A 10,918-nucleotide genomic window follows, 5' to 3' on the forward strand; every position below is an offset into this window, starting at 1 on the left:
CGCCCCCGGACGTGACACGGTGCAACTCGGCGGCGTGGGAACGGCTTCCTATCGTCGTGGGCACACCGAGCACCCCGACCGTCCGGAGGTCCAGATGAGCCCCGTGATCCGCGCCGCGATCTTCCAGACCGCATGGACCGGCGACAAGGAATCCATGATCAAGGTGCACGAACAGGCCGTTCGTGACGCCGCCGCACAGGGCGCTCAAGTCCTCTGCTTCCAGGAGCTGTTCTACGGCCCGTACTTCTGCCAGGTTCAGGACCCCGCGTTCTACGAGTACGCCGAGGCCGTCCCCGACGGGCCCATCGTGCGGCGCTTCCAGGACCTGGCCCGCGAGCACGGCATCGTCCTCGTCCTGCCCATGTACGAGGAGGAGCAGCCGGGCGTCCTCTACAACACGGCCGCGGTCATCGACGCCGACGGCACCTACCTCGGCAAGTACCGCAAGACCCACATCCCGCAGGTGAAGGGCTTCTGGGAGAAGTTCTACTTCCGCCCGGGCAACAGCGGCTGGCCCGTCTTCGACACCGCCGTCGGCAAGATCGGTGTCTACATCTGCTACGACCGCCACTTCCCCGAGGGCTGGCGCGCGCTCGGCCTCGAAGGCGCCCAGATCGTCTTCAACCCGTCGGCCACCTCGCGCGGCCTGTCCCGCTACCTGTGGCAGCTGGAACAGCCGGCCGCCGCCGTCGCCAACGAGTACTTCGTCGGCGCCATCAACCGCGTCGGCGTCGAGAGTTACGGCGACAACGACTTCTACGGCACGTCCTACTTCGTCGACCCCGAGGGGCGGTTCGTCGGCGAGGTCGCCGACGACAAGGCGTCCGAACTCGTCGTCCGCGACCTCGACATTGCCAAGCTGCGCGAGGTCCGCGACCGCTGGCAGTTCTACCGCGACCGCGCCCCGCAGGCGTACGAGCCCCTGACCCGCCCGTAGCACCCGTACGCACGTACCTGGAGGAGAGCATGAGCGCCGTCCGTACCGTCATCCGCGGTGGTCTCGTCGTCACCGCCGCCGACGAGATGCACGCCGACGTCCTCGTCGAGGACGGCCGCGTCGTGGCCCTCGCGGCCAGCGGCAGCGACACCGCCGCGTCCTGGACGGACGCGCGCACCATCGACGCGAGTCAGAAGTACGTCATCCCGGGCGGCGTCGACGCGCACACCCACATGGAGATGCCGTTCGGCGGCACGTACGCCGCGGACACCTTCGAGACGGGGACGCGGGCCGCCGCCTGGGGCGGCACCACCACGATCGTGGACTTCGCGATCCAGTCCGTGGGCCGCAGTCTGCGCGAGGGCCTCGACGCCTGGTACGCCAAGGCGGACGGGCAGTGCGCCGTCGACTACGGCTTCCACATGATCGTCTCGGACGTGAACGAGGACACCCTGAAGGAGATGGATCTGCTGGTGGGGGAGGGCGTCACCTCTTTCAAGCAGTTCATGGCCTACCCGGGCGTCTTCTACTCCGACGACGGCCAGATCCTGCGTGCCATGCAGCGCGCCGGTGAGAACGGCGGCCTGATCATGATGCACGCCGAGAACGGCATCGCGATCGACGTCCTCGTCGAGCAGGCCCTCGCCCGCGGCGAGACCGACCCGCGCCACCACGGCGAGGTCAGGAAGGCCCTCCTGGAGGCCGAGGCGACCCACCGCGCGATCAAGCTCGCGCAGGTGGCCGGGGCGCCGCTGTACGTCGTCCACGTGTCGGCGCAGGAGGCGGTCGCGGAGCTGGCGCGCGCCCGCGACGAGGGTCTGAACGTCTTCGGCGAGACCTGCCCGCAGTACCTGTTCCTGTCCACGGACAACCTCGCCGAGCCGGACTTCGAGGGCGCCAAGTACGTGTGCTCGACGCCGCTTCGCCCCAAGGACCATCAGGCGGCGCTCTGGCGCGGCCTGCGCACCAACGACCTCCAGGTGGTCTCCACCGACCACTGCCCGTTCTGCTTCGTCGGCCAGAAGGAGCTGGGCCGCGGCGACTTCTCCAAGATCCCCAACGGCATGCCGGGCGTCGAGAACCGCATGGACCTGCTGCACCAGGCGGTCGTCGACGGCCACCTCTCGCGCCGCCGCTGGATCGAGATCGCCTGCGCGACCCCGGCCAGGATGTTCGGCCTGTACCCCAAGAAGGGCACGATCGCGCCCGGCGCGGACGCGGACATCGTGATCTACGACCCGCACGCCGAGCAGACGGTCAGCGCCGAGACGCACCACATGAACGTCGACTACTCCGCGTACGAGGGCAAGCGCCTGACCGGCCGGGTGGAGTCGGTCCTCTCGCGCGGTGAACTCGTCATCACGAACCGGGAGTTCACGGGCCGCGCCGGCCACGGCACGTACACCCCGCGCTCCACCTGTCAGTACCTGAACTGAGCAAGTGAGGGAACACATCATGGACTTCGGACTCGTCCTGCAGACCGACCCGCCGGCTTCCGGGGTCGTGGAGTTGATGAAGCGCGCGGAGGGCGCCGGGTTCACACACGGGTGGACCTTCGACTCGTGCGTCCTGTGGCAGGAGCCGTTCGTCATCTACAGCCGGATCCTCGCCGAGACCGAGCGGCTGATCGTCGGCCCGATGGTGACGAACCCGGGCACCCGGACCTGGGAGGTCACCGCCTCGACCTTCGCGACGCTGAACGACATGTACGGCAACCGCACCGTGTGCGGCATCGGGCGCGGCGACTCCGCGATGCGGGTGGCCGGGCGCACGCCGAACACCCTCGCCCGGATCAGCGGCGCCATGAAGGTGATCCGCGCGCTGGCGCGGGGCGACGAGGCCGACCTCGGCGGCGGGGCCGTCGTGCGGTTCCCGTGGGTGCGCGAGGGCGCCGAACTCCCCGTGTGGATGGCCGCGTACGGGCCGAAGGCGCTGAAGATGACGGGCGAGGAGGCCGACGGCTTCATCCTGCAGCTCGCCGATCCGTTCCTGACCCGGTGGATGGTGCAGGCGGTGCGGGACGCGGCGGTGGCGGCGGGCCGGGACCCGTCGGCGGTGAAGATCTGTGTCGCCGCGCCGGCGTACGTCACGGAGGACGACTCGCCGCAGGCCCTCGCCCACGCGCGCGAGCAGTGCCGCTGGTTCGGCGGCATGGTCGGCAACCACGTGGCGGACCTGGTGTCCAAGTACGGGGCGCACTCCGACATGGTCCCGGAGGAGCTGACGGAGTACATCAAGTCCCGCGAGGGCTACGACTACGCGCACCACGGCCGCTCCGGCAACCCGGACACCAAGTTCGTGCCGGACGAGATCGTCGACCGGTTCTGTCTCATCGGCCCGCCCTCCGCGCACATCGAAAAGCTGCGCGCGCTCAGGGAGTTGGGCGTGGACCAGTTCGCGGTGTACGCGATGCACGACGCGAAGGAATCGGTGATCGAGCGGTACGGCCGGGAGGTGATCCCGGTGGTGAACGCATGATCCCCGGCTTAGCAATTCCCGCACGGCACAAGGAAGTTCACGGCACCCGCATGCCCGCACAGTTCCCCCGCCCCCCTCCCCGTCCGTCCTGAACCCGTCCTGAAGGGACCGCGCATGACCGACACCGCGCCACCACCGTCGTCCGCCCCGGCCGTCGAACTGACCGCCGACGCCTACCCGGCGGGCAGCCGCTACGCCAACGACGACCTGCGGCCCGTGCCGCTCGCCGAGCGCCGCTGGACCACGTACAACTTCGTGGCGCTGTGGATCGGCATGGCCCACTGCATCCCGTCCTGGACGCTGGCCTCGGGCCTGGTGGCGCTCGGCATGGACTGGAAGCAGGCGGTGCTGACCATCGGCCTCGCGAACGTGATCGTGCTGCTGCCGATGCTGCTGACCGGGCACGCGGGACCGAAGTACGGCATACCCTTCCCGGTCCTGGCGCGGGCCAGCTTCGGGGTGCGGGGCGCGAACCTGCCGGCCATGGTGCGGGCGGCGGTGGCCTGCTGCTGGTTCGGCATCCAGACGTGGATCGGCGGCCAGGGCATCTTCGTACTCCTGGGCAAGATCTTCGGCGGCTGGGCCGACGCCGGGCAGATCGGCGGCTACCCCTGGACCCTCTGGCTCTGCTTCGTCATCTTCTGGGTGCTCGAACTCGCCATCATCTACCGGGGGATGGACACCCTGCGCCGCTTCGAGAACTGGGCGGCGCCGTTCGTCCTCGTCGGCGCGGTGGTGCTGCTCGTGTGGATCGCGAACAAGGCGGGCGGGTTCGGGCCGCTGCTGCACGAGCCGTCGAAGGTCGGCTGGGGCCCGGACTTCTGGAAGGTCTTCTTCCCGGGCCTGATGGGCATGATCGGTTTCTGGTCGACCCTGTCGCTGAACATCCCCGACTTCACGCGCTTCGGGAAGGGGCAGAAGGCGCAGGTCTGGGGGCAAACGCTCGGTTTGCCTACAACCATGACCTTGTTCGCGCTCATGTCGGTGCTGGTGACGGCCGGTTCGGAGAGGGTGTACGGCGCGGCGATCTGGGACCCGGTCGCGCTGGCCGGCAAGACCGACAACGTCTTCGGGCTGCTGTTCGCCCTCATCACGGTCTTCGTCGCGACGATTTCGGTGAATATCGCCGCGAATGTCGTCTCACCCGCGTACGACCTCGCCAACCTCGCCCCGAAGATCATCAACTTCAGGACGGGCGCGATCATCACGGGCGTCGTCGGTGTGCTGGTCATGCCGTGGAAGCTGACGTCCACTCCCGAGCTGTACATCTTCACCTGGCTGGGCGTCGTGGGCGGGCTGCTCGGCACGGTGGCCGGAATCCTGATCGCCGACTACTGGATCATCCGCCGGACCGTGCTGCACCTCGCCGACCTGTACCTGGAGGGCGGCCGCTACTGGTACTCGGGCGGCTGGAACTGGCGGGCCGTCACCGCGTTCGCCGTGGGTGGGGTGCTGGCCGTCGGCGGCTCGTACTCGACGCTCGACGCGAAGGGGAACAAGGCGGGGCCGTTCCCTGTCGACGGCATCATCCCGTTCCTCAAGCCGCTCGCGGACTACGGGTGGGCCGTAGGGCTCGGGGCGTCGTTGCTCGTCTACGTGGCGCTGATGGCCGGGAGTGGACAGCGGGCCCGCGTGTGACCTGAAACACCTGGGGCGGCCTCCCGTCGCGTCGCGCTCGAACGCGGCGGGAGGCCGCCCTTCGCTGTGCGTGGCAGGTCAAAGCCCCTGCACAGCAGCCGACTTGGTGGGACCAAGAGGCCCGGGACTGCGGGTCCGGTCTCCCGCGCCGAACGCGGACCGTCGGTGCCTTCCCGGGCCCGCCGGATCGCCGGGAGTCCGATATGCGAGATCGCCGTCTCGACTTTTGTTGACTTCCCTCGAGCGCTGAGACATATTCCTCGTCATGTCACGCAGTCCCGTCATCGCCGAGCAAGCCGCCATAGAGCTGGCTCTCATCGGCGTGACCAGGCACTGCGTATCCGACGATCACTGTTGCTGACGCCTTCGCGAGCGCGCGAACCTCCCCTCGCAGGCATGTCGGCATCTCGTATTCCGGTCGGTGGTCTCACCATCCGGCCGTGACCTCTGTGGCCGCCGCCTGCCCGCACCCCCTCCGCACCTGTGTGCACCCCTCCGCAAGCAGCACCCCCGAAAGGTCACCTTCCGATGCGTCAACCGTCCGTCATATCGCGTCGCCTGACAGCGGCCCTGGCCGTCTCCGTCGTTGCCGTGGGCGCCGCCGCGTGCGGTCCCCAGGACAGCGACAAGGGGAGCGGCAACGGCGCCGCGGGTGCGCCCAAGAAGGGCGGCACGCTCAGCGTCCTCAACGCCCAGCCGCAGGAGGACTTCGACCCCGCGCGGCTCTACACCTCCGGCGGCGGCAACGTCCCCTCCCTCGTCTTCCGTACGCTCACCACGCGCAACCGCGAGGACGGCGCGGCCGGTGCGAAGGTCGTGCCCGACCTGGCGACCGACCTGGGCACGCCCAGCAAGAACGCCACGGTGTGGACGTACCACCTGAAGGACGGCCTCAAGTACGAGGACGGCTCGACGATCACCAGCGCCGACATCAAGTACGGCATCGAGAGATCGTTCGCCGGTGAGCTGTCCGGCGGCGCGCCGTACCTGCGGGACTGGCTGATCGGCGGCGCCGACTACGAGGGCCCGTACAAGGACAAGAAGGGCCTCGACTCGATCGAGACGCCCGACGCGAAGACGATCGTCTTCCACCTGAACAAGGCCGAGGGCGACTTCCCCTACCTGGCCACGCAGACGCAGACCACCCCGGTGCCCAAGGCCAAGGACACCGGCACCAAGTACGAGGAGCACCCGGTCTCCTCGGGCCCGTACAAGGTCGTCAAGAACGAGGGCGACGGCGAGCGTCTCGTCCTGGAGCGCAATAAGTACTGGTCGGCCGCCACCGACAAGGAGCGCAAGGCCTACCCCGACAAGATCGACGTCCGCTCCGGTCTCGACTCCGCCGTCATCAACCAGCGGCTCTCCGCCTCGCGCGGCGCCGACGCCGCCGCCGTCACCACCGACACCAACCTCGGCCCGGCCGAACTCGCCAAGGTCAGCGGCGACAAGGACCTCGCGGCCCGGGTCGGCACCGGCCACTTCGGCTACACGAACTACATCGCCTTCAACCCGAAGGTGAAGCCGTTCGACAACCCGAAGGTGCGCCAGGCCATCTCGTACGCGATCGACCGGTCGTCCGTCGTCAACGCGGCCGGCGGTTCGTCGCTCGCCGAGCCCGCCACCACGTTCCTGCCCGACCAGTCGTCCTTCGGGTACCAGGCCTACGACCACTTCCCGGCCGGGAAGAACGGCAACGCCGCCAAGGCCAAGCAGCTGCTGAAGGAGGCCGGTTACGCCAAGGGCCTGACCGTCACCCTCACGCACAACAACGCCAAGAACTTCGCCACCAGCCCGGAGATCGCCACCGCGATCCAGGAGGCGCTGAAGAAGGCCGGCATCACCGTCAAGCTCCAGGGCCTGGAGGACAACGACTACTCCGACACCATCTACAACGTGAAGAAGGAGCCCGGCTTCTTCCTCAGCGCGTGGGGTGCGGACTGGCCGTCGGGCGGCCCGTTCTTCGCGCCGATCTTCGACGGACGGCAGATCGTGAAGTCCGGCTACAACTTCAACTCGGCCCAGCTGAACGACTCCTCGGTCAACAAGGAGATCGACGAGATCAACAAGCTGACCGACCTGAAGGCCGCCGCCCAGCGCTGGGGCGCGCTCGACAAGAAGGTCGGTGAGCAGGCGCTGACCGTGCCGCTGTTCCACCCGGTCTACAAGCGCCTGTACGGCTCGGCCGTCAAGAACGTCGTCATCAGCGACTGGACCGGCGTCCTCGACATCTCGCAGGTCGCGGTCAAGTAGTCATGGCTGAAGCTCTCCTCGTGGAAGCGGCCGAGGAGGCGGGGGCGGTCGAGGCCGCCCCCGCCTCCGGGGGCCGCCCCTTCTGGCGGCGGCTCCGCGCCCGCCGCTCCACCCTCGTCGCCGCCGTGATCGTCGGCCTGCTCGTCGTCGTCGCGCTCGCCGCGCCGCTGCTCAGCGCCATCGAGGGGCAGGACCCGACCACGTACCACGCCTCACTCGTCGACTCCGCCACCGGCGGTGTGCCGCTCGGCTCGTTCGGCGGGATCAGCGGGCAGCACTGGCTCGGCGTCGAACCCCTCACCGGGCGCGACCTGTTCGCCCGCGTCGTGTACGGGGCCCGGGTCTCGCTGGGCGTCGCGCTCGCCGCCACCGTGCTGCAGGTCGTCATCGGCACCGGCGTCGGCCTCGCGGCCGGGCTCGGCAACCGGTACGTCGACCAGGCGCTCAGCCGCGTCACCGACGTCGTCGTCGCCCTGCCCGTCATGGTCATCGCGCTCGGCGCGCTCGCCGTCGTGCCCGCCGGCTTCCCGCGCCCGGTCCTCATCGCCGTGGTCGTCGGTCTCATCGGCTGGTCCGGCATCTCGAAGATCGTGCGGGCCCAGACGCTGTCCCTGAAGTCGCGCGACCACGTCGCCGCCGCCCGGCTCAGCGGCTGGAACTCCTGGCAGATCGCCAAGCGCGAACTGCTGCCCGCGCTCGCCGCGCCCGTCATCACGTACGCGGTCCTGCTCTTCCCGGCGAACATCGTCGTCGAGGCGGCCCTGTCGTTCCTCGGCGTCGGCATCAAGCCGCCCACCCCGTCGTGGGGACAGATGCTCAGTGACGCCGACACCTGGTACCAGGCGGCGCCCACCTATCTGCTGATCCCGGCCCTGCTGCTGTTCGTCACCGTGCTCGCGCTGACCGTCCTCGGCGAGGGCGTGCGCACCGCGCTCGACCCGCGCGCCGAGTCCCGGCTGCGGATCGGCACCGGCCGCAAGAAGGAACAGAAGAAGGAACAGAAGAAGGAGGCGGGCGCATGACCGGCTTCCTGCTCCGGCGGCTGGCGGGAGCGGTGTTCGTGCTCTTCGCGCTGAGCGTCGTCGTCTACGCCGCCTTCTACGTCGCCCCGGGCAACGTCGCGCAGATCGCCTGCGGTCCGCGCTGCTCGCCCGCCCAGGTCGCCCAGGTCAGCGAGCAGCTGCACCTCGGCGACCCGCTGTACCTCCAGTACGCGCACTTCGTCGAGGCGCTCTTCGCAGGCCGCGACTACTCGACCGGCACCACCGTGCAGCACTGCTCGGCGCCCTGCCTCGGCCTCTCCTACCAGAGCGACCAGCAGGTCACCCAGCTGATCCTGTCCAAGCTCCCGGCCACCGCATCGCTCGTTCTCGGCGGCGCCGTGCTGTGGATCCTGCTCGGCGTCGGCACCGGCATCCTCTCGGTGTGGCGGCGCGGCCGGCCCACCGAGCGGATCCTCACCTGGATCACGCTGGCCGGCATGGCCACCCCGGTCTTCGTCATCGGTCTGCTGCTCATCATCGTGCTCGTCACGGCGCTGCAGATCCTGCCGTTCCCGGACTACGTGCCGCTCACCGACGATCCCGAACAGTGGGCCTGGAACCTGCTGCTGCCGTGGATCTCCCTCGCCCTGGTCTCCGCCGCCCCGTACGCCCGCATGACCCGCGCGTCGATGCTGGAGACCCTCGCCGAGGACCATGTGCGCACCTTCCGCGCGTACGGGGTCAGTGAGCGGACGCTGGTGCGCCGGCACGCGCTGCGCGGGGCGCTCGCCCCGGTGATCGCGCTCGGCGCGCTCGACGTCGGCGCGATGTTCGGCGGCGCCGTCCTCACCGAGTCCCTCTTCGGGATCCCGGGGATCTGCCGCGAACTCGTCGAAGCCGTCAAGAACGTGGACCTTCCGGTCGTCGTCGGTCTGGTGCTCGTCACCGGATTCTTCGTCGTCCTCGCCAACGCCGTCGCGGACGTCCTCCAGGCGCTGGCCGACCGACGGGTGGTGCTCGCATGAGCCTGGTGGAAGTCACCGATCTGTCCATCTCCTTCGGCGACGTACGGGCGGTGGACAAGCTGTCGTTCACCCTCGAACCCGGCGCCGCGCTCGGTGTCGTCGGCGAGTCCGGATCCGGCAAGAGCGCCTCCGCGTACGCCCTGCTCGGCCTGCACCGGGGGACCGGCGCCCAGGTCTCCGGCTCGGTCCGGGTCGCCGGGGTGGACGTCAACGCCGCCGACGACAAGGAGCTGCGGGCCCTGCGGGGCGCCAAGGCCGCGATGGTCTTCCAGGACCCGCTGTCCTCGCTCGACCCGTACTACGCGGTCGGCGACCAGATCGCCCAGGTGTACCGGGTCCACCACAAGGTCTCCCGGCGGGCGGCGCGAGCCCGCGCCGTCGAGGTCCTCGACCGGGTCCGCATCCCGGACGCGGCCCGCCGCTCCCGGTCCAGGCCGCACGAGTTCTCCGGCGGCATGCGGCAGCGGGCCCTGATCGCGATGGCCCTGGCCTGCGAACCCCAGCTCCTCATCGCCGACGAGCCGACCACCGCCCTGGACGTCACCGTGCAGGCCCAGATCCTGGACCTGCTGCACCAGCTGCGCAGCGAGACGGGCATGGGCCTGCTCCTGGTCACCCACGACGTGGGCGTCGCCGCCGAGTCGGTCGACGACGTGCTGGTCATGCAGAACGGGCGGGCGGTCGAACGCGGACCGGTCCGCGAGGTGCTCGCCGCCCCGAGCGAGCCCTACACCCGGGCCCTGCTGGCGGCGGTGCCGCGGATCCCGGACGGTCCCGGGCCGAAGGACGAGCAGACGCCTCCCGACCAGCAGGCCGCCGAGCACGCCCCGCTCGTCGAGGCCACCGGCATCCGGCAGGTGTTCGGCAGGGGCAGGACCGCGCAGGCCGCCGTCGACGACGTCTCGATCACCGTCCACCGGGGCGAGACGCTCGGCATCGTCGGCGAGAGCGGCAGCGGCAAGACCACCCTCGGCCGGATCCTCGTCGGCCTGCTGGAGCCCACCTCCGGCGACCTCACCCGCCGGGCCACGGTCCAGATGGTCTTCCAGGACCCTGTCTCCTCGCTCAACCCGCGCCGCTCGATCGGCGAGTCGGTCGCCGACCCGCTGCGCGCGGCCGGGCGGCTCGACGACCCGGCGATCCGGGCCCGGGTGGGCGACCTGCTGACACGGGTCGGCCTCGACCCGGCCCACTACGACCGCTACCCGCACGAGTTCAGCGGCGGCCAGCGCCAGCGCGTCGGCATCGCCAGGGCCCTCGCCGCCGAGCCGGACCTCATCGTCTGCGACGAGGCCGTCTCCGCCCTCGATGTGACGACACAGGCCCAAGTCACGGCGCTGCTCGCCGAGTTGCAGCGGGAGCTCGGCCTCTCCCTCGTCTTCATCGCGCACGACCTCGCCGTCGTACGACAGGTCAGCGACCGGGTCGTCGTGATGCGCCGGGGACGGATCGTGGAGGAGGGACCCGTGGAGCGGGTGTACGCCGATCCGCAGGACCCGTACACCAAGGCACTGCTCGCGGCCGTCCCCGCGCTCGACCCCGAGCGGGCGGCGCGGCGGCGCGCGGAGCGGGCGGAGCTGGCGGCGGTGTGACGCGATGCCGATGCC

The 10,918-nt window shown here is 70.0% G+C and carries 9 protein-coding genes; all 9 read left to right on the top strand.

The window, feature by feature from the left end; all coding sequences use genetic code 11:
• The first annotated feature begins 94 nt into the window (after positions 1 to 94).
• The 9 genes from B072_RS0114910 to B072_RS0114945 all read left to right on the top strand — a co-directional run bounded on the left by B072_RS0114910 (position 95) and on the right by B072_RS0114945 (position 10,903).
• Positions 95 to 937, top strand: a complete 843-nt coding sequence (locus tag B072_RS0114910) for a nitrilase-related carbon-nitrogen hydrolase (RefSeq protein ID WP_018530757.1) — start codon at positions 95 to 97, stop codon at positions 935 to 937.
• Between the two features lie 29 nt (positions 938 to 966).
• Positions 967 to 2,373, top strand: a complete 1,407-nt coding sequence (hydA, locus tag B072_RS0114915) for a dihydropyrimidinase (RefSeq protein WP_018530758.1) — start codon at positions 967 to 969, stop codon at positions 2,371 to 2,373.
• Between the two features lie 19 nt (positions 2,374 to 2,392).
• Positions 2,393 to 3,415: a TIGR03842 family LLM class F420-dependent oxidoreductase gene (locus tag B072_RS0114920; protein ID WP_018530759.1), complete on the top strand. Its 1,023-nt coding sequence runs from the start codon at positions 2,393 to 2,395 to the stop codon at positions 3,413 to 3,415.
• A gap of 114 nt (positions 3,416 to 3,529) precedes the next feature.
• Positions 3,530 to 5,053, top strand: a complete 1,524-nt coding sequence (locus B072_RS0114925) for an NCS1 family nucleobase:cation symporter-1 (protein WP_018530760.1) — start codon at positions 3,530 to 3,532, stop codon at positions 5,051 to 5,053.
• A 265-nt stretch (positions 5,054 to 5,318) separates the two neighbouring features.
• The gene (locus B072_RS49770) at positions 5,319 to 5,414 is read left to right on the top strand and encodes an Ms4533A family Cys-rich leader peptide (RefSeq protein ID WP_324603826.1); all 96 of its coding nucleotides are present in this window, start codon (positions 5,319 to 5,321) and stop codon (positions 5,412 to 5,414) included.
• A gap of 167 nt (positions 5,415 to 5,581) precedes the next feature.
• Positions 5,582 to 7,303, top strand: coding sequence for an ABC transporter substrate-binding protein (locus B072_RS0114930; RefSeq protein WP_026245842.1), 1,722 nt, complete (start codon positions 5,582 to 5,584; stop codon positions 7,301 to 7,303).
• Between the two features lie 2 nt (positions 7,304 to 7,305).
• Positions 7,306 to 8,325 (top strand): ABC transporter permease, encoded by a 1,020-nt coding sequence (locus B072_RS0114935; RefSeq protein ID WP_026245843.1) that lies wholly within the window; start codon positions 7,306 to 7,308, stop codon positions 8,323 to 8,325.
• Complete coding sequence (locus B072_RS0114940) at positions 8,322 to 9,311, top strand: ABC transporter permease (RefSeq protein ID WP_018530763.1); 990 nt, start codon at positions 8,322 to 8,324, stop codon at positions 9,309 to 9,311. Before B072_RS0114935 ends, B072_RS0114940 begins: the two co-directional genes overlap by 4 nt.
• Complete coding sequence (locus B072_RS0114945; protein ID WP_026245844.1) at positions 9,308 to 10,903, top strand: dipeptide ABC transporter ATP-binding protein; 1,596 nt, start codon at positions 9,308 to 9,310, stop codon at positions 10,901 to 10,903. The genes B072_RS0114940 and B072_RS0114945 overlap by 4 nt, the downstream gene beginning before the upstream one ends.
• The last annotated feature ends 15 nt before the right edge of the window (positions 10,904 to 10,918 follow it).

The sequence above is a fragment of the Streptomyces sp. HmicA12 genome, assembly GCF_000373565.1.
Classification (GTDB): domain Bacteria; phylum Actinomycetota; class Actinomycetes; order Streptomycetales; family Streptomycetaceae; genus Streptomyces.

Bases quoted from the DNA above. Each gene is read 5' to 3' on its own strand.
- B072_RS0114940 (WP_018530763.1), top strand. From the start codon at position 8,322: ATGACCGGCTTCCTGCTCCGGCGGCTGGCGGGAGCGGTGTTCGTGCTC.
- B072_RS0114910 (WP_018530757.1), top strand. From the start codon at position 95: ATGAGCCCCGTGATCCGCGCCGCGATCTTCCAGACCGCATGGACCGGC.
- B072_RS0114920 (WP_018530759.1), top strand. From the start codon at position 2,393: ATGGACTTCGGACTCGTCCTGCAGACCGACCCGCCGGCTTCCGGGGTC.
- B072_RS0114935 (WP_026245843.1), top strand. From the start codon at position 7,306: ATGGCTGAAGCTCTCCTCGTGGAAGCGGCCGAGGAGGCGGGGGCGGTC.
- B072_RS0114945 (WP_026245844.1), top strand. From the start codon at position 9,308: ATGAGCCTGGTGGAAGTCACCGATCTGTCCATCTCCTTCGGCGACGTA.
- B072_RS49770 (WP_324603826.1), top strand. From the start codon at position 5,319: ATGTCACGCAGTCCCGTCATCGCCGAGCAAGCCGCCATAGAGCTGGCT.
- B072_RS0114925 (WP_018530760.1), top strand. From the start codon at position 3,530: ATGACCGACACCGCGCCACCACCGTCGTCCGCCCCGGCCGTCGAACTG.
- hydA (WP_018530758.1), top strand. From the start codon at position 967: ATGAGCGCCGTCCGTACCGTCATCCGCGGTGGTCTCGTCGTCACCGCC.
- B072_RS0114930 (WP_026245842.1), top strand. From the start codon at position 5,582: ATGCGTCAACCGTCCGTCATATCGCGTCGCCTGACAGCGGCCCTGGCC.